This window comes from Streptosporangium sp. NBC_01810, from assembly GCF_035917355.1.
In the GTDB taxonomy this organism is placed as follows: domain Bacteria; phylum Actinomycetota; class Actinomycetes; order Streptosporangiales; family Streptosporangiaceae; genus Streptosporangium.
In genome coordinates this window covers 3,467,235-3,484,356 of sequence record NZ_CP109070.1, presented here as the reverse complement: position 1 = coordinate 3,484,356, position 17,122 = coordinate 3,467,235, and the positions used below count along the sequence as shown (strand labels likewise).

16 protein-coding genes and 1 pseudogene are annotated in these 17,122 nt (G+C 70.3%); 13 read left to right on the top strand and 4 right to left on the bottom strand.

All coding sequences use genetic code 11. The features are described 5' to 3' along the window. Positions 1-15 precede the first annotated feature (15 nt). Both OIE13_RS15680 and OIE13_RS15675 read left to right on the top strand, forming a co-directional pair. Positions 16-969, top strand: a complete 954-nt coding sequence (locus OIE13_RS15680) for a heme o synthase (RefSeq protein ID WP_326639012.1) — start codon at positions 16-18, stop codon at positions 967-969. A 312-nt stretch (positions 970-1,281) separates the two neighbouring features. Next, positions 1,282-2,547 carry a PrsW family intramembrane metalloprotease gene (locus OIE13_RS15675; protein WP_326639014.1) on the top strand — a complete coding sequence of 422 codons (1,266 nt, stop codon included), beginning with the start codon at positions 1,282-1,284 and terminating at the stop codon, positions 2,545-2,547. 115 nt (positions 2,548-2,662) lie between these two features. Here OIE13_RS15675 and OIE13_RS15670 read toward each other — a convergent pair whose 3' ends face one another. Further along, positions 2,663-3,655, bottom strand: a complete 993-nt coding sequence (locus OIE13_RS15670; RefSeq protein ID WP_326639016.1) for a COX15/CtaA family protein — start codon at positions 3,653-3,655, stop codon at positions 2,663-2,665. A 73-nt stretch (positions 3,656-3,728) separates the two neighbouring features. On the opposite strand from OIE13_RS15670, the pseudogene OIE13_RS15665 reads away from it, so the two are divergent. The 6 genes and pseudogenes from OIE13_RS15665 to OIE13_RS15640 form a co-directional block, all read left to right on the top strand. Next, positions 3,729-4,037: pseudogene (locus tag OIE13_RS15665) on the top strand (proline racemase family protein); the annotation flags it as partial. Between the two features lie 330 nt (positions 4,038-4,367). Beyond that, positions 4,368-5,543 carry a branched-chain amino acid ABC transporter substrate-binding protein gene (locus tag OIE13_RS15660; RefSeq protein ID WP_326639019.1) on the top strand — a complete coding sequence of 392 codons (1,176 nt, stop codon included), beginning with the start codon at positions 4,368-4,370 and terminating at the stop codon, positions 5,541-5,543. Continuing rightward, positions 5,540-6,433 (top strand): branched-chain amino acid ABC transporter permease, encoded by an 894-nt coding sequence (locus tag OIE13_RS15655; protein WP_326639021.1) that lies wholly within the window; start codon positions 5,540-5,542, stop codon positions 6,431-6,433. The genes OIE13_RS15660 and OIE13_RS15655 overlap by 4 nt, the downstream gene beginning before the upstream one ends. Next, positions 6,430-7,392, top strand: coding sequence for a branched-chain amino acid ABC transporter permease (locus OIE13_RS15650; protein WP_326639022.1), 963 nt, complete (start codon positions 6,430-6,432; stop codon positions 7,390-7,392). Before OIE13_RS15655 ends, OIE13_RS15650 begins: the two co-directional genes overlap by 4 nt. Continuing rightward, entirely contained in the window at positions 7,389-8,312 is a 924-nt protein-coding gene (locus tag OIE13_RS15645; RefSeq protein WP_326639024.1) for an ABC transporter ATP-binding protein, read from the top strand. Before OIE13_RS15650 ends, OIE13_RS15645 begins: the two co-directional genes overlap by 4 nt. Then, positions 8,305-9,012 (top strand): ABC transporter ATP-binding protein, encoded by a 708-nt coding sequence (locus OIE13_RS15640; RefSeq protein ID WP_442811570.1) that lies wholly within the window; start codon positions 8,305-8,307, stop codon positions 9,010-9,012. Before OIE13_RS15645 ends, OIE13_RS15640 begins: the two co-directional genes overlap by 8 nt. A gap of 44 nt (positions 9,013-9,056) precedes the next feature. Here the strand turns inward: OIE13_RS15640 and OIE13_RS15635 are convergent, their stop codons facing one another. From OIE13_RS15635 to OIE13_RS15625, 3 genes are all read right to left on the bottom strand, one after another. Next, positions 9,057-9,959 (bottom strand): EamA family transporter, encoded by a 903-nt coding sequence (locus OIE13_RS15635; protein WP_326639028.1) that lies wholly within the window; start codon positions 9,957-9,959, stop codon positions 9,057-9,059. Positions 9,960-10,146: 187 nt separating this feature from the next. Further along, complete coding sequence (locus OIE13_RS15630; protein WP_326647054.1) at positions 10,147-10,863, bottom strand: ABC transporter permease; 717 nt, start codon at positions 10,861-10,863, stop codon at positions 10,147-10,149. Positions 10,864-10,985: 122 nt separating this feature from the next. Further along, a complete protein-coding gene (locus tag OIE13_RS15625; RefSeq protein WP_326639030.1) occupies positions 10,986-11,894 on the bottom strand; it encodes an ABC transporter ATP-binding protein in 909 nt (302 codons plus the stop codon). A gap of 247 nt (positions 11,895-12,141) precedes the next feature. Between OIE13_RS15625 and OIE13_RS15620 the strand changes: the two genes are divergently transcribed. From OIE13_RS15620 to OIE13_RS15600, 5 genes are all read left to right on the top strand, one after another. Then, on the top strand, positions 12,142-13,380 hold the full coding sequence (locus OIE13_RS15620) for a multidrug effflux MFS transporter (RefSeq protein ID WP_326639033.1): 1,239 nt from the start codon (positions 12,142-12,144) through the stop codon (positions 13,378-13,380). A 104-nt stretch (positions 13,381-13,484) separates the two neighbouring features. Continuing rightward, the gene (locus tag OIE13_RS15615) at positions 13,485-14,276 is read left to right on the top strand and encodes a helix-turn-helix transcriptional regulator (RefSeq protein ID WP_326647056.1); all 792 of its coding nucleotides are present in this window, start codon (positions 13,485-13,487) and stop codon (positions 14,274-14,276) included. Then, positions 14,273-15,685, top strand: coding sequence for a Fe-S cluster assembly protein SufB (gene sufB / locus OIE13_RS15610; protein ID WP_326639035.1), 1,413 nt, complete (start codon positions 14,273-14,275; stop codon positions 15,683-15,685). The genes OIE13_RS15615 and sufB overlap by 4 nt, the downstream gene beginning before the upstream one ends. Continuing rightward, positions 15,685-16,806 (top strand): Fe-S cluster assembly protein SufD, encoded by a 1,122-nt coding sequence (gene sufD, locus OIE13_RS15605; protein WP_326639036.1) that lies wholly within the window; start codon positions 15,685-15,687, stop codon positions 16,804-16,806. The genes sufB and sufD overlap by 1 nt, the downstream gene beginning before the upstream one ends. Then, complete coding sequence (locus tag OIE13_RS15600) at positions 16,803-17,120, top strand: Rieske (2Fe-2S) protein (RefSeq protein WP_326639038.1); 318 nt, start codon at positions 16,803-16,805, stop codon at positions 17,118-17,120. Before sufD ends, OIE13_RS15600 begins: the two co-directional genes overlap by 4 nt. Positions 17,121-17,122 lie beyond the last annotated feature (2 nt).

Genomic DNA, 17,122 nt, shown 5'->3' with positions numbered 1-17,122 from the left:
CTGGAAGCGCCTTAGATGGTGCTCACCGACAACCAATCGACGGTCCCGCCCGAGGCGGGCACGGCCGCAGGCGCCGTGCCTCGCTCCTTCGGTGACGTCGTGAAGGCGTACGTCGCCCTCACGAAGCCGCGGATCATCGAACTGCTGCTGATCACGACGCTCCCGGTGATGTTCCTGGCGGCCAAGGGCCTGCCGCCGCTGTGGATCGCCGTCAACACCCTGGTGTTCGGCACCCTGTCGGCCGGCAGCGCGAACGCCCTGAACTGCTACATCGACCGTGACATCGACGCGGCCATGCGCCGCACCCGGCGCCGCCCGCTCGCCCGCGACCTGGTGCCGCCGACCAACGCGCTGATCTTCGGGATCATCCTCGGGGTGCTGTCGACCCTTGGCCTCGGGCTGACCGTGAACTGGCTCGCCGCCGGACTGTCGCTGGCCGCGAACCTGTTCTACGTGCTCGTCTACTCGATGATCCTCAAGCGGCGGACCTCGCAGAACGTGGTGTGGGGGGGCCTCGCGGGCTGCATGCCGGTGCTGATCGGCTGGGCGGGTGTCACCGGCAGCCTCGCCTGGGCTCCCGTGGTGCTCTTCGGCGTGGTGTTCTTCTGGACGCCTCCGCACACCTGGACCCTGGCCATGCGCTACAAGGAGGACTACGCCGCGGCGAAGGTCCCCATGCTCCCGGTGGTGGCCACCGAGCGCCGGGTGGTGCTGGAGAGCATCGTCTACACCTGGGCCACGGTGCTCTGCTCGCTGCTGCTGTGGCCGGTGGCCGGAACCACCCTTCTCTACCCCGCCGTCGCCGTCGTCCTCGGCGCCGCCTGCCTGTGGGAGGTTCACCGCCTCCTCGGCCGGGTCAACGCGGGCAAGACCGGTGTCGACCTGCGCCCGATGCGCTTCTTCCACTGGTCCAACGCCTACCTGGCACTGCTGTTCCTGGCCGTCGCGATCGACTCGATGTTCGTCTGAGTCCTCCCGCGAATACGCTCTCCTGCCACATGCCCGTTTCCGCGTCTCCTGTGAGGGGGAGACGTCTCCCGGGTGGGGAACACGTTTTCTTTGCCGGCCCGGGCCGGGCCTGGTCGTGGGGAGGGTAGCTCATGGTCGTCGGAAAACCTCAGGAGCCGGATCACGGCTCCGGTTCCGTGACCGTTCCAGCACTCGGTATGGTCTCCGGATCCGGGGCGTGCAGGTCTGGCCGCCAGGCGCGGATCGCAGACCCTCGCGCTGGAATATCCCGGTTTGATTCGTGGGGTGGAAGTCAGCGGTTACGGTTGCCTCATGGCCAGCCGTGACCCCCGGTGGGTGCTCAAGGACCGTCCGTCGCTCGCGCTGATCACCGGGCTCGTCCTGACGGGGCTGTGCGGCCTGGTGTCGCTCTCCTTCGACGTGCTGAACGGCGACCCGGTCTACTTCTTCATCGCCCTGATCCTCGCGCTGGCGCCTGTCCCCGTGCTGCTGGCCGCGGTGCTGGCCCTCGATCGGATCGAGCCGGAGCCGCGCGGCAACCTGATCTTCGCGTTCGCCTGGGGAGCCGGCGTGGCGGTCCTGGTCGCCGGGGTGATCAACTCCTTCAACCTCGTCTACATCGAGAACGCCGCCGGGCTCGGCTACGACTACGCGCGCAACATCGCCGCCACGTTCGGTGCCCCCGTGGTCGAGGAGACGATGAAGGGCCTGGTCCTGCTGGGCCTGCTCAAATTCAGGCGCGCGGAACTCGACGGGCCCACCGACGGCATCATCTACGCCTGCATGGTCGGCCTCGGCTTCGCCATGAGCGAGAACGTCAGCTACTACGTGGCCGCGCTCGACGACATGGGCGCGCAGGGCCTGGCGGTGACCGTCGTGCTGCGCGGGATCCTCTCACCGTTCGCCCACCCGCTTTTCACCTCCATGATCGGCGTCGCGGTGGCCTACGCGGCGCAGCGCCGGGGGCCTGGCCGGATCTTCGTCATCGCCGCCGGATGGATCGGCGCGATGCTGCTGCACGGCATCTGGAACGGCTTCGCCTCCTATGTCGGCATCGCCGGCCTGGCCATCGCCTACCTGCTGCTGATGATCGTGCTGTTCGTGCTGATCTGGATCATCTTCCGCGACCGCAAGCGGATCATCGGGCTCATCCAGACCTACCTGCCCGCCTACTGGGCGACGGGGCTGGTGTCCTCGTACGACATCGCGATGCTCTCCTCCCTGCCGGGGCGCCGCCATGCCCGGCAGTGGGCCAGGACCAACGGAGGCAGGATGGGACTGCGGGCGATGAGTGACTACCAGCTCGCGGCCACCGAGCTGGGCCTGCTCCACGAGCGGGCCAGGGGCCACGTGATCGACGAGCGCACGTTCAACGAGGAGCAGCGGGCGTTGCTGGAGTGCATGGCCGCCTCCCGCGCCCAGTTCCCCCCGCAGCCACCGCCGCCGCTGCCGTCTCCCGGCGGAGGCGACCTCCCGCCGGGGTACGGATCCGGTGCCCGGCCACCGGGCGGCTCGCCGTACCCGCAGGGGGGCGCCTCCTCGCGGCCGTTCCCCGGGCACGGCATCCGCCCTGACTGAGCGCGACCCGAACGCGGCGTGTTCCCTCCGGGGCAGTGAACGCGGCGTTCCCTCCGGGGCAGTGAACGCGGTGCGTTCCCTTCGGGGGTCAGTGAACGCGGCGTTCCCGCCGGGGTCAGGCCGGGACCCGGTCGAGCTCGTTCGCGTTCCCGACGGCCGTAGTGCCCGCCGGGCCGCGCGAGCGTGTCGCGAACACCAGCCGCAGCGTGTAGACCCAGACCAGGGCCGAGCCGAGCACGTGGAGGTTGACCAGGGTCGCGGGCACGCCCAGGAAGTACTGGACGTATCCGATTCCCCCCTGCGCCACCTCCACGCCGAGCAGCGTCCAGGCGGCGCGCCGGGCGTGCCCGGGCGCGTCGGTGATATGCAGCGCGAACGCCAGTGCGAAGGTGAGGCCGACCACCACGTAGGCGACGTCGGCGTGGATCCTCGCCACGGTCTCGATGTCGAAGTCGAACCTGGAGGCCATCGCGTCCCCGGAGTGCGGCCCGGTGCCGGTCACCACCACGCCCATGACGAGCAGGACGAACACGGCGGCGGTGAGCACGAAACCGAGCGTGCGGACGTGGCGGTGGACCAGGCGCAGCGGTGGGCCCGCGCCCTCGCCGGAGCGGGCGTACAGCGCGTACGCCGCGGCGATCATGCCGATGGAGACCAGGAAGTGCACGCTCACGGTGACCGGGTTGAGCGCGGTGCGCACGACCAGGCCGCCCCAGAGACCCTGCACGGCCACGCCGATCGGCTGCAGCCAGGCCAGCCTGACCAGATCGGGGCGGCGGGGCAGCAGCCGCAGGGCGGCGAACAGGCAGGCCAGGCCGACGGCGAGGACCAGGAAGGTCAGCAGCCGGTTGCCGAACTCGATCGCCATGTTGATCGGCGAGATGTCGTCGTGGACCACCGGGATGAAGCTGTCCGGCGTGCACCTGGGCCAGGTGGGGCAGCCCAGGCCGGAGCCGGTGACCCGCACCGCGGCGCCCGTCACCGTGATGCCGATGTTGACCGCCACCGACGCCAGCGCCCAGCGGCGCAGCGTGAGGGAGGTCGGCGGCCCCACGATCCACGTCAGTCTCGCGGCCTGCCGGCGGGTCTGGTCAAGGAGGTGCTTCACGGCTCACATGCTAGGTGGCGAGGGCTGCGGTCCCGTCGCGGACCCCTGGTGCCGACGCCGGTACGGAGGCTCGGGCTCCGACGCCCGGCACTCGCGGCACGCGATGGCGATCCACCCGGGCTGGTTCGACCGCTCGCCCTGCGGCACCGGCACCAGCGCCAGGATGGCCCAGCCGCACGCCAGGGACGAGCTCGGCCTGGACACCGATTTCGTGAACGAGTCGTTCATCGGCACCCGGTTCGTCGGGCGGCTCGTCGGGGAGACGGAGGTGGCGGGTCTGCCCGCGGTGGTCCCCGCCGTCACCGGGCGGGCGTGGATCACCGGCACCGCCCAGTATTTTCTCGACCCCCGCGACCCGTTTCCCGCGGGTTTCCTCCTCTGAACCGCTGACACGCCGACCTGACCTGACCGGCGGCCCTGACCGGCGGCCCTGACCTGCCGGTCTCCGACCGGCCGGCCTGAGGTCGGCCGCGCCGGGCCTGAAGGTCGGCTGCACCAGGCCTGAGGTCGGTTGTATCCGGCCTGAGGCCGGCCGCGCCGGGCCCGAACAGCGAGGATGCCGCCCTCTCCGACTCCGATGGCGATTCGTTTACCGATGGGCCGCGGCTTGCGGAAGAAGCGATGTCCTAACGCCAACGATCTTTTTGGGTCTTGACGTGTCCTCCGAACTACACGTGCAATGTCACACGTCGCCAGATGTGAGGAGCAGCACATGCGTGCCATCCCCCTGAAATCCTTCACGTCGCTGGCCGTTCTCGGCCTCCTGGTCACCGGGTGTGGCCAGGGACTGCTCGGTGGTGGTGACGGCGCCGGGCAGACCGCCGCCGGAAAGGACGAGCCGATCGTCCTCGGCATGCTGATCCCGCAGTCGGGCAGCGAGGCCGCCACCGGTCCCTATATGAGCAACGCGGCGCAGCTCGCGATCGACGAGATCAACGCCAAGGGCGGCGTGCTCGGCCGCAAGCTGGAGCTGAAGACCGCCGACGACGCCTGTGACGCCCAGTCGGCCGCCGCCGGCGCCAACAAGCTGGTCACCGAGGGAATCGACGTCTCGGTGGGCGGCTACTGCTCCGGTGCGACGCTCCCCACCCTGCCGATCTTCGGAAAGGCCGGCATTCCCATGATCATTCCGGCTGCCAACTCCCAGGAACTGGTCGACCAGAAGCTCAAGCACGTCTTCCTGATCAACGGCACCGGCTCCCAGCAGGCCGCGGCCGCGGAGAAGTGGATCACCAAGCAGGGGTCCAGGAGCGTCGCGCTGATGCACGACAACACCAGCTACTCCAAGGACATCGCGCTGCGCACCCAGGCCCTGCTGGAGGCCCCGGGCGGGGCCGAGGCGGCGATCACCGAGGCGGTCACCCCGAAGGAGAGCGACTACAGCGCCAACATCACCAACGTGCTGGCCAAGAAGCCCGACTTCGTCTACTGGACCGGTTACTTCCAGGAGGGCGGCCTGATCGCGCGCCAGCTCCGGCAGGCCGGGTACAAGGGTTCCATCATGGTCGGCGACGGCTCGGTCTCTCCCAAGCTGGTCGAGATCGCCGGAGCCGAGGCCGCCGAGGGCCTCTACGCCACGATGACCCAGACCCCCGACACCCTGGAGGGCGCCGAGGGCTGGATCGACGCCTACAAGAAGAAGTACGGCGCCGAGCCGGGCCCGTACTCCAACCAGGCCTACGACGCGGTGCGACTGGCCGCGGAGGCGGTCACCAAGGCGGGCGCCACCGACGGAACCAAGGTCATCGCGGCGCTTGAGGCGATCGACGGCTTCCCGATGTTCTCCGGGCCGCTGAAGTTCACCCCCGAACACACCCTGGCCAACGGCGGCTTCCAGATCCTCGTCGTCAAGGGCGACAGGTTCGCCCTGCAGGACTCCCTGAAGTGACGCAACTCATCTGGAACGGGCTTTTCGTCGGCTCGTTCTACGCCCTGGTGGCCCTGGGTTACAGCATGGTCTACGGGATCATCAAGCTGCTCAACTTCGCCCACGGCGACCTGTACATGCTCGGCGCGTTCGCCGGCTTCGCCATCCTCGGCGCGGTCGGCGGCGTGTCCTCCGCCATGGCCCTGCCGCTGCTGCTCGCGGTGCTCCTGGCGACCATGGTCGTCACCGGCCTGGCCGGGGTGGCGCTGGAGCGGATCGCCTACCGGCCGCTACGCCGCGCCCCGCGGCTGTCCCTGCTGATCACCGCCGTCGGCGCCTCCTTCGCACTGGAGTACGGGATGCGCGCGATGGCCGGGGCCGACCCCCGGGTCTACCCGGTGCGGCTGGGCGGTACCTCGCTGGAGGTCCTCGGTGCCAGGATCACCCTGCAGCAGCTCGTCCTGATCGGCGTGGCGGTGCTCCTCATGGCCGGGCTCAACCTGCTGGTCACCCGGACCCGTGAGGGCAGGGCGATGCGGGCCATCGCGCTGGACCCGCGCACCAGCGCGCTGATGGGCATCGACGTCAACGCGGTGATCTCCCGCGCCTTCTTCGTCGGCTCGGCTCTGGCGGGGGCCGCGGGCGTGATGGCGGGGGCCTACTACGGGAAGATCGACTTCATGATGGGCTTCCTGATCGGCCTCAAGGCCTTCACGGCGGCGGTCATCGGCGGCATCGGCAACATCCCCGGCACCATGCTCGGTGGCCTGCTCCTCGGGCTGCTGGAGTCGTTCGGCACGTTCTGGCTGGGTGGCGAGTGGCGCGACGTGTTCGCCTTCGGGGTGCTGATCCTGTTCCTGACGGTGCGGCCCACCGGCCTGCTCGGCGAGCGCGTGACGGAGCGCGTGTGACCGAGACCAAGGTCCGCCGTCTCGGCACGGACCGGCCGCCCAGCAGAATGTCGAGGCTGCTGCAGAACCGCTGGGCCGGGCTGGCCGGACTGCTGGTCGCGCTGCTCGCACCCTTCGTCGACGCCACGCCGTACGCGCTGTCGGTCATGACCAGCGCGGCCATCGCGGTGATGCTCGCCGCCGGTCTGAACATCGTGGTCGGCTACTGCGGCCTGCTCGACCTGGGCTACGTCGCCTTCTTCGCGGTCGGCGCCTACACCAGCGGGGTGCTGGCCACCCACCTGGAGTTGCCGCTGCTCGCCACGGTGCCCGCCGTGATCGTGGTCACCGTCGTAGCCGGGATCGTCATCGGCGCGCCGACGCTGCGGCTGCGCAGTGACTACCTCGCCATCGTGACGCTCGGCTTCGGTGAGATCATCCGGATCACCGCCAACAACCTGGACGTCACCGGCGGACCCTCGGGCATCTACGGCATCCCGCACCTGGTCGAGGGCCCGGTGGCCTTCTACTACCTTACGGTGGCCGTCGTCTCGCTGGCCGTCCTCGGCGCGGCCAGGCTGGGCCGCTCCCGCCTGGGCCGGGCCTGGCGCTTCGTCCGCGAGGACGAGGACGCGGCCGAGGCGATGGGCGTGCACACCTACCGGGTCAAGCTCGCCGCCTACGTCGCGGGGGCGGTCTGGGGCGGCCTGGCCGGGGTGCTGTTCGCCGCGCACCTGTCGGCCGTCTCGCCGGGCAGCTTCACCTTCCTGTCGTCGGCGCTGGTACTGATGGCCGTGGTCCTCGGCGGCATGGGCTCGGTGCCCGGCGTCGTCGTCGGAGCCGTCGTGATCAGCATCCTGCCGGAGATCCTGCGCGACCTCGCCGACTACCGGTTCTTCCTTTTCGGTGTCCTGCTCATCGCCTTCATGCTCCTGCGCCCGCAGGGGCTCTGGCCGGCCCGTTCCAAGGAGGTCCCTTGAGCCTGCTGACCGTGGCCGACCTGCGCCTGTCCTTCGGCGGGCTGGTGGCCATCGACGGCCTGTCGTTCTCGGTGGGCGAGGCGGAGATCGTCTCCGTGATCGGGCCCAACGGGGCGGGCAAGACATCGGCCTTCAACTGCGTCACCGGCTTCTACCGGCCCACCTCGGGCCGGATCACCCTGCGCGGAAGGGACCTGCCCGGGCTGCGGCCCTCGGCCATCGCGGGCCTGGGCGTCGCGCGGACCTTCCAGAACCTGCGCCTGTTCGGCGAGCTGTCGGTCCTGGACAACGTGCGCGCCGGATCGCACCTGTGGTTGCGCCAGAGCGTCCTGGACGCCCTGCTGCACACCCCGCGCTACCGGCGCTCCGAGCGCGAGTGCACCGAGCAGGCACACCACTGGCTGGACTTCGTCGGCCTGCGCGGCGACCGGTACGGGCAGGCCAGAGCCCTGCCCTACGGCGAGCAGCGTCGCACCGAGATCGCCCGCGCCCTGGCCCGCCGGCCCGACCTGCTGCTGCTGGACGAGCCCGCGGCCGGGCTCAACCACGGGGAGAAGGCCGAGATGCTCGACCTGATCCGGCGCGTCCAGGCGCTCGGCGTGGCCATCGTGCTCATCGAGCACGACATGGGCCTGGTCATGGAGGTCTCCGAGCGCGTGGTCGTGCTCAACTTCGGCAGGGAGATCGCCGACGGCCGCCCCGAGGACGTCCGGCGCGACCCGGCGGTCATCGAGGCGTACCTCGGCGGCGACCCCGCCGCCTCGCCGGGGAAGACCGCAGGGAAGACCGCAGGGAAGACTGTGGGAAAGACTGTGGGGAAGACCGCGGGGAAGGACGCAGGGAAGACCGCGGGGAAGGACGCCCTCGGGAAAGACAGTGCGGGGACAGAGGACCCGGCCGGGAGTGACGCGAATGCTTGACATCGACGGGCTGGACGTCCACTACGGCGGCGTGCACGCCCTGCGCGGCCTGTCCCTGGGCGTCGCCGAGGGCGAGATCGTCGCCCTGCTGGGCAACAACGGCGCGGGCAAGACCACCACGCTGGCCGCGGTCTCGGGGCTGCTGCGGCCCAGCGGCGGCAGGGTGGTCTTCGACGGCAGGGAGATCACCGGCCGGAAGCCGCACAGGATCACCGCCCGCGGCCTGGTGCACGTCCCCGAGGGCCGCAGGATCTTCAGCACGCTCAGCGTCCACGAGAACCTCCAACTGGGCGGTTACCTGGTCCGTGACCAGGCGGAGATCCGCAGGCGGATCGAGCACGTGTACGAGCTGCTGCCCCACCTGGCCGAGCGGCGCGCCCAGCAGGGGGGCACGCTGTCGGGCGGCGAGCAGCAGATGCTCGCCATCGGCAGGGCGCTGGTCACCGGGCCCCGGCTGCTGCTGCTGGACGAGCCGTCCATGGGCCTGGCGCCGCTGGTGGTCGCCTCGGTCATGAAGCTCATCGCGGGTATCAACGCCGAGGGCACCTCGGTGCTGCTCGTCGAGCAGAACGCCGTCGCCGCCCTCGGAATCGCCCACCGCGGATACGTGATCGAGAACGGCGAGTGCGCCCTCGACGGGCCCGCCGCCGAGCTCCGCCGGGACCCCCGGGTGGTCGAGGCCTACCTCGGCGGGGTCTGAGGAGGCGGGAGGGCCGATCGACGTAGTGGCGCGGCCGGCGGAGGTCAGCGCGAGCCGCGGGTGGCGCCGACGCTGGCGATGACCACGCAGCCGATGGCGGCCCACTCGCGCACCTGGAGCACCTCGCCCAGCACCAGCAGGCCGACCAGCGCGGCCGCCGCGGGCTCCATGCTCATCAGGATGCCGAAGACCCGCTTGGGCATCCTGCGCAGGGCCTCCAGCTCTATCGAGTAGGGGATGACCGACGACAGCAGGCCCACCCCGACGCCGATCAGCAGCAGTTCGGGCCGGAGCAGGTCGGCGCCGCCCGAAGCGATCCCGAAGGGGGCGATCAGCACGAAGGAGAGGATCATCGCCAGGGAGAGGCCGGTCGCCCCGGGGAAGCGCCGGCCGACCGAGGCCGCCAGCAGGATGTAGCCGGCCCAGCAGACCCCCGCGACCAGGGCGAAGGCGATTCCGGCCCAGCTGATCCTGGACGCCGACGTGCCCCACGGGGCCAGCAGCAGCACACCGGAGGCTGCGAGCACGACCCAGAGCAGGTCGAGGCGGCGGCGTGATGCCGCCACCGCGACACCGAGCGGCCCGAGGAACTCGATCGCCACCGCGATGCCCATGGGCAGCCGGGCCAGCGCCTCGTAGAACGACAGATTCATCACGCCCAGCGTCAGGCCGAAGGCCGCGCCCACCGCGAGGTCCTTCCGGGTCAGCCCTTTCAGCCGGGGCCTGGCGATCACTCCCATGATCAGCGCACCCGTCGCGATCCGCAGGAACACCACGGCACTCGGCGGCAACTGGGAGAACAGGTCCTTGGCGAAACCCGCGCCCACCTGTACCGACAGGATGGCCAGCAGCACCAGCCCGGATGGCGGGATGGCATCGGAGGCGGCCCTCAGCAGCGCTCCCGGTCTGCGGGGCTCAGCGGGCCCGTGCAGGGCTTCGGCGGTCACGACACTCCTTGTGCCAGGCACGAAATAGTTAATGGCACCTTACTGATCGGGGCTCCCGCTTTCAGTGATGTCCGCGGTATGAGACGGGCTCGCGAAAGAGGAGGCACTATGTGACAGGCCGTTATGAGACGGGCCGTTATGAGATGGGCCGTTATGAGATGGGCCGTTACGAACCGGAAAAGTCAGTTCATTCCCAGCGGAAGGTCCGCGAGGTCAGGAAGAGCGACACCGCCGCCCACGCCGCGAGGACCGCCAGGGCGGTGAGCGGCGGCCCCGCCCCCTCGCTCAGGACCGCGCGGAGCCCCCCGCTCAGCGCGGAGATCGGCAGCGACTCCAGCACCGGCCGTACCGACTCGGGGAACCTCGCCAGCGGGAAGGCGATCCCGCCGCAGGCGAGCAGGACCAGGTAGACGAGGTTCGCCGCGGCGAGCGTCGCCTCGGCACGCAGCGTGCCGGCCATCAGCAGGCCGAGCCCGCTGAACGCGGCGGTGCCCAGCACGACCAGCAGCAGCACCGCGAGCGGCGAGCCCGCCGGGCGCCAGCCCAGGGCGAGCGCCACCCCGCAGATGACCGTGACCTGGATGACCTCCACGGCGATCACCGCGAGCGTCTTGGCCAGCATCAGACCGGTCCGCGACAGCGGGGTCGCGCCCAGCCGCTTCAGCACGCCGTAGCGGCGCTCGAAGCCCGTCGCGATGGCCTGCCCGGTGAAGGCGGTGGACATCACGGCCAGCGCGAGCACCCCGGGGGCGACGAAGCCGATCCGGGAACCGCCGCCCACGTCGATGATCGGGGCGACCGAGAGGCCGACGAGCAGCAGCACCGGGATGATCATCGTGAGCAGCAGCTGCTCGCCGTTGCGGAGCATCGCCTGGATCTCCGCGCCCGCTTGGGCCGCCACCATCCGGTGCAGCGGCGCGGCTCCGGGGGCCGGGGTGAGGTCCAGGGTGGTCAAACGGCTCTCCTGTGCTCTGGCTCGGGCCGCGCCCGGATCCGTGCGTGGTGAAGGGGTGGGGGCCGGGGGCGTCAACGGAGCTCGCGCCCGGTCAGCTCCAGGAAGACGTCTTCCAGGGTACGCCGCTCGATGCTGAGATCGTCGGTGCTCACACCCTCGGCGGCGCACCAGGTCGTCACGGTGGCCAGCAGGCCGGGCGCTACCTGACCCTCGATGATGTAGTGCCCCGCCGGCGACTCCTTGGCCGAGCTGCCGTCGGGCAGCGCGGCGAGCAACTCGTCCAGGCAGAGCCCGGGGCGGGCGCGGAAGCGCAGCTGCCGCTCGGCGCCGGTGAGGGAGGAGGGCGTGCCCTCGGCGACCACCCTGCCACGGTCGATGATCACGATCTGGTCGGAGAGTTTCTCCGCCTCGTCCATGTGGTGGGTGGTGAGCACCACCGAGACCCCGCTCGCGCGCAGGTCACGCACCAGCTCCCAGCAGGCGTGCCTGGCCTGCGGGTCCAGGCCCGCGGTCGGCTCGTCGAGAAAGACCAGTTCGGGCCGGCCGATGACCGCTCCGGCCAGCGACACGCGCTGCTGCTGGCCGCCGGAGAGCCTCCGGTACGGGGTGCGGGCGTGCTCGGTCAGCCCCAGCCGTTCCAGCAGCGCCGCGGGGTCGAGCGGGTGGGCGTGGAAGCGGGCCATCAGCCGCAGCCACCGCCCGCAGCGGGTCGCCGGGGGAACGCCGCCCGCCTGGAGCATCACGCCGACCCTGGCCCGCAGTTCCGGCCTGGACGGATCGAGCCCGAGCACCTTCACACTGCCGCCGTCGGCCCGGCGGAATCCCTCGCAGATCTCCAGGGTGGAGGTCTTGCCGGCCCCGTTGGGGCCCAGCACGGCGGTGACCGCGCCTCGGGCGGCGTTGAAGGTCAGGCCGTCGATCGCGGTCGTTCCGCCGTATCTCTTGACCAGATCGACGATCTCGACGGCTGGGGATTCCATGGCCACGAGTTTAGGGACTGCGGTCACCGGTCACGTTCTCGGATCACGCGTCCGGGTCGCTCAGCACCGGCCCGGAGTTCCGGCCCCGGCCCGCCGGACGCTCCCAACGGTCTTTCGCTGATCAGCGCTTTGGGATTCTTTCCCGGAAATTTCCGTAATCAAGGAATTCGGATGACCTGTCGATGGTTGGGACGCTTCGGCCCCTGTGGGCCCATCGTGGCCTGAGATCAAAAGGGGAGTAACGGGTATGACCGCGGTCGTCGGCGAGTCGTCGGAGGTGGCGCCGAGCACGCGGCGCAGGGGGCTGCTGCTGATCATACTGGGCGCGCTTTCCGCGATCGGCCCCCTGTCGATCGACATGTATCTGCCGGCCTTCCCCGCCATCGCCGCCGACCTGGGCAGCGGGCAGGCGCAGGTGCAGCTCACCCTCACCGCCTGCCTCATCGGGGTCTCCGTCGGGCAGGTCATCGCCGGCCCGCTCAGCGACATGCGCGGCCGACGGGGGCCGCTGCTGTTCGGCATCTCCGCCTACGCCGTCGCCTCACTGCTGTGCGCCTTCTCGCCCTCGGTGTACGGGCTGGTCGGGTTACGCCTGCTCCAGGGCATCGCGGGCGGCGCCGCGCTGGTGATCGTCCGCGCGGTCGTCCGGGACCTGTACGAGGGGGCGGCCATCGCCCGCATCTTCGCCACCCTCATGCTCGTGACCGGCCTCGCGCCGATCCTGGCCCCGATCGCGGGCGCGCAACTGCTCAACCACACCTCCTGGCGGGGCGTCTTCGTCGCGCTGAGCGTCTCCGGCCTGCTGCTGCTGGCCGCCGCGCTGTCCGGGGTGCGCGAGACGCTCCCCGTGGACCAGCGCGAGGGCGGGGGGCTGCGGCACACCCTCGTCACCTTCTGGCACCTGCTCGGCGACCGGTCCTTCATGGCCTCCGCCCTGGCGGGAGGCCTGGGCTTCGCGGGCATGTTCGCCTACATCTCCGGGTCGCCCTTCGTGCTCCAGGAGGTCTACGGCACCTCGGCGCAGACCTTCTCCCTGGTGTTCGGCCTGAACGCCCTGGGCCTGACCATCACCGCGCAGATCGGCGGGCGCCTCGCCGGGCGCCGGGTGGACCCCGCCCGGCTGGTCCTCATCGGGCTGTTCACCAGTCTGGCCGGGGGCGTGACGCTGCTCGTCACGGCGCTGCTCCAGTTGCCCCTGCCGGTGCTGGTCGCCGCCCTGTTCGTGATCATGTGCGGTGCGGGCTTCGTCATGCCCGGCAGTGCCGCGCTCGCCCTGGCCGGCCAGCCCCCGCAGATCGCCGGGAGTGCCGCCGCGCTGACAGGCGTGCTGCAGTTCGCGCTCGGCGCGCTCGCCGCACCGCTGGTGGGTCTGGGGGGCGAGGGCTCGGCCCTGCCGATGGCCGTCGTCCTGGCCGCCTTCACCCTTGCCTCGCTTGTCGCCTTCACCGGGCTGCGAAGGGGCGCGCGGAATGTTTCCGCAGGTTAGGTAAGGCTTGCCTGCGTGACAAATCGCATTTGGGGCGACTGAGCATTCGTTTGTAACTCGGGAAGCAATTACGGCACACTGATGTTGTGAAATACGTGACCGGGATGCAGGGCACCGAGGGAGCCGCCGACGCGCGGCCCTCCGTCGTGTCCGCCGAGCGCAGCACGCGAGCGCGTGTCGCCCGGCTCATCCTGGAGCACGGGCCCGTCACCGCCGCCGCTCTCGGCGAGCGGCTGGGTCTCACTCCCGCCGCGGTCCGCAGGCACCTGGACGCGCTGCTGGCCGAGGGAATGGCCGAGACGCGCACCGCCAGGCCGCGGGGCCAGCGCGGGCGTGGCCGACCGGCCAAGCTGTTCGCCATAACGGACGCCGGCCGGAGCGCCTTCGAGCACGCCTACGACGGTCTCGCCGGGAGCGCGCTGCGTTTCCTGGCCGAGCGCGTGGGTGAGGAGGCCGTCGCGGAGTTCGCCCGATCACAGGTGGCCGGCCTGGTCGCCCGCCTGCGGCCGGAGATGCGCGAGGTCCCCGCCGACCAGCGGGTGCGCGTCCTGGCCGAGGCGCTGTCGGCCGACGGCTACGCCGCCTCGGCGAGCAAGGCCAGCCTCGGCGGCGAGCAGCTGTGCCAGCACCACTGCCCGGTGGCGCACGTGGCCGCGGAGTTCCCGCAGCTGTGCGAGGCCGAGACGGAGGCGTTCGCGCGCATCCTCGACACCCCCGTGCAGCGGCTCGCGACCATCGCCCACGGCGATGGCGTGTGCACCACACATGTGAGTCCCCACCGGGATTCCGGGCCGGGCGCGAGGGAGCGCGCGACGAACTCCCCGGCATCCGCGCCGGTGCAATCACCAGCAACCCACGAAACGATCGACATATCGAGCAAGGAGACCGGAAGGTGACTGTCACCGACCGCCCGGAGCTGGAAGGCCTCGGGAATTACAAGTTCGGCTGGGCCGACTCGGACGCCGCGGGAGCGACGGCCCGACGCGGCCTGTCCGAAGAGGTCGTCCGCAATATCTCCGCGCTGAAGAACGAGCCGGAGTGGATGCTGGACCTTCGCCTGAAGGGGCTGCGCCTGTTCGGCAAGAAGCCCATGCCGAACTGGGGCTCCGACCTCAGCGGGATCGACTTCGACAACATCAAGTACTTCGTGCGCTCGACCGAGAAGCAGGCCGCCTCCTGGGAGGACCTGCCCGACGACATCAAGAGCACCTACGACAGGCTCGGCATCCCCGAGGCGGAGAAGCAGCGCCTGGTCGCCGGCGTCGCCGCCCAGTACGAGTCCGAGGTGGTCTACCACAAGATCCGTGAGGACCTTGAGGAGAAGGGTGTCATCTTCGTCGACACCGACACCGCCCTCAAGGAGCACGAGGAGATCTTCAAGGAGTACTTCGGGACCGTGATCCCCGTCGGCGACAACAAGTTCGCCGCGCTGAACACGGCGACCTGGAGCGGCGGCAGCTTCATCTACGTGCCGCCGAACGTCAACGTGGAGATTCCGCTCCAGGCCTACTTCCGGATCAACACCGAGAACATGGGCCAGTTCGAGCGGACCCTGATCATCGTGGACGAGAACTCCTACGTCCACTACGTCGAGGGCTGCACCGCGCCGATCTACTCCTCGGACTCGCTGCACAGCGCGGTCGTGGAGATCATCGTGAAGAAGGGCGCGCGCTGCCGCTACACGACCATCCAGAACTGGTCGAACAACGTCTACAACCTGGTCACCAAGCGCGCCGTGGCGTACGAGGGCGCGACCATGGAGTGGGTCGACGGCAACATCGGTTCCAAGGTCACCATGAAGTACCCGGCCATCTACCTGATGGGCGAGCACGCCAAGGGCGAGACCCTCAGCGTGGCCTTCGCCGGTGAGGGCCAGCACCAGGACGCCGGCTCCAAGATGGTGCACCTCGCGCCGAACACCAGCTCCTCGGTGATCTCCAAGTCCGTCGCCAGGGGCGGCGGCCGCACCTCCTACCGCGGTCTGGTCCAGATCGAGGAGGGCGCGTACGGCAGTGCCAGCACCGTCAAGTGCGACGCGCTGCTCGTCGACCAGATCAGCCGCTCCGACACCTACCCCTACGTGGACGTGCGTGAGGACGACGTCTCCATGGGGCACGAGGCCACCGTCTCCAAGGTCTCCGACGACCAGCTCTTCTATCTGATGAGCCGCGGCATGGGCGAGGACGAGGCCATGGCGATGATCGTCCGGGGCTTCGTCGAGCCGATCGCCCGCGAGCTCCCGATGGAGTACGCCCTGGAGCTGAACCGCCTGATCGAACTGCAGATGGAAGGAGCCGTCGGCTGATGGGTCTCGACACCGCAAAACCCTTGTCGACGCTCCACGAGAAGGCCTCGTACGACGTGGCGGACTTCGCGGTACCGACCGGCCGGGAGGAGGAGTGGCGCTTCACCCCGCTCTCCCGGCTCAAGGGGCTGCACGAGGGCGTCGCGGCCTCCGCGAACGTGGTCGTGCACGTCGACGCCGCCCCCGAGGTCACCGTGGAGACCGTCGGCCGCGACGACGCGCGGCTCGGCCGGGCCTACGTGCCCGCCGACCGGGTCAGCGCCCAGGCCTACGCCTCCTTCGAGAAGGCCACCGTGATCACGGTGGCGCGCGAGGTCGTCGTCTCCACCCCGACGGTGGTCACCCTCACCGGGTCCGGCCGGGGCGCAGCCTACGGCCACACGGTCGTGAAGCTGGAGCCGATGGCCGAGGCCGTGGTCGTCCTCGACCACCAGGGCAGCGCGCTCTACGCCGACAACGTCGAGTTCGTCGTGGGCGAGGGCGCCACGCTCAAGGTCATCAGCCTGCAGGACTGGGCGGACGGCGCCGTGCACGTCTCCCACCACCACGCCCTGCTCTCCAAGGACGCGACCTTCCGCAGCTTCGTGGTCACCCTCGGAGGCGACCTGGTCCGGCTCTCCCCGTCGGTCTCCTACGACGGTCCCGGCGGCGACGCCGAGCTGAACGGCCTCTACTTCGTCGACGCCGGCCAGCACCTGGAGCACCGCCTGCTCGTCGACCACTCCCGGCCCGGCTGCCGGAGCAACGTCGACTACCGCGGCGCGCTGCAGGGCCAGGACGCCCACGCGGTCTGGATCGGCGACGTCATCATCCGGGTCGAGGCCGAGGGCACCGACACCTACGAGCTCAACCGCAACCTGCTGCTCACCGACGGCGCCCGCGCCGACTCGGTGCCCAACCTGGAGATCCTCACCGGAGAGGTCGCCGGTGCCGGCCACGCCAGCACCTCCGGCCGCCTCGACGACGAGCACCTCTTCTACCTGCAGGCCCGCGGGATCCCCTACGAGGACGCGCGTCGCCTCGTCATCAGGGGCTTCTTCGCGCAACTGGTGGAGAAGATCGAGGTCTCCGAGCTTCGCGAGCGAGTGCTCGCCCGGGTCGAGGCGGAGCTTGAGAAGTGACGTTCGAGAAGGTCTGCAAGCTCGCCGACATCCCCGACGAGGGCGTGATCGGCATCGAGGTGGGCGAGACTCCCGTCGCCCTGGTCCGCCGGGGCGATGAGGTCTACGCGCTACACGACGTGTGCTCCCACGCGGAGGTGAAACTCAGCGAGGGGGAGGTCTACGACGGCACCCTGGAGTGCTGGCTGCACGGTTCGTGCTTCGACCTGCGTTCGGGCAAGCCCACCGGTCCGCCCGCCATCAAGCCCGTCCCCGTCTACCGAGTCAAGATCGACGGCGATGACGTCCTCGTCTCGCTCTCGAAGGAGTCATAAAA

What these genes read in the sequence shown, in the direction of transcription:
- OIE13_RS15615 (WP_326647056.1), top strand. Translation starts at nt 13,485, where the DNA reads ATGCAGGGCACCGAGGGAGCCGCCGACGCGCGGCCCTCCGTCGTGTCC.
- OIE13_RS15675 (WP_326639014.1), top strand. Translation starts at nt 1,282, where the DNA reads ATGGCCAGCCGTGACCCCCGGTGGGTGCTCAAGGACCGTCCGTCGCTC.
- OIE13_RS15620 (WP_326639033.1), top strand. Translation starts at nt 12,142, where the DNA reads ATGACCGCGGTCGTCGGCGAGTCGTCGGAGGTGGCGCCGAGCACGCGG.
- sufD (WP_326639036.1), top strand. Translation starts at nt 15,685, where the DNA reads ATGGGTCTCGACACCGCAAAACCCTTGTCGACGCTCCACGAGAAGGCC.
- OIE13_RS15640 (WP_442811570.1), top strand. Translation starts at nt 8,305, where the DNA reads ATGCTTGACATCGACGGGCTGGACGTCCACTACGGCGGCGTGCACGCC.
- OIE13_RS15625 (WP_326639030.1), bottom strand. Translation starts at nt 11,894, where the DNA reads ATGGAATCCCCAGCCGTCGAGATCGTCGATCTGGTCAAGAGATACGGC.
- OIE13_RS15630 (WP_326647054.1), bottom strand. Translation starts at nt 10,863, where the DNA reads ATGGTGGCGGCCCAAGCGGGCGCGGAGATCCAGGCGATGCTCCGCAAC.
- OIE13_RS15680 (WP_326639012.1), top strand. Translation starts at nt 16, where the DNA reads ATGGTGCTCACCGACAACCAATCGACGGTCCCGCCCGAGGCGGGCACG.
- OIE13_RS15660 (WP_326639019.1), top strand. Translation starts at nt 4,368, where the DNA reads ATGCGTGCCATCCCCCTGAAATCCTTCACGTCGCTGGCCGTTCTCGGC.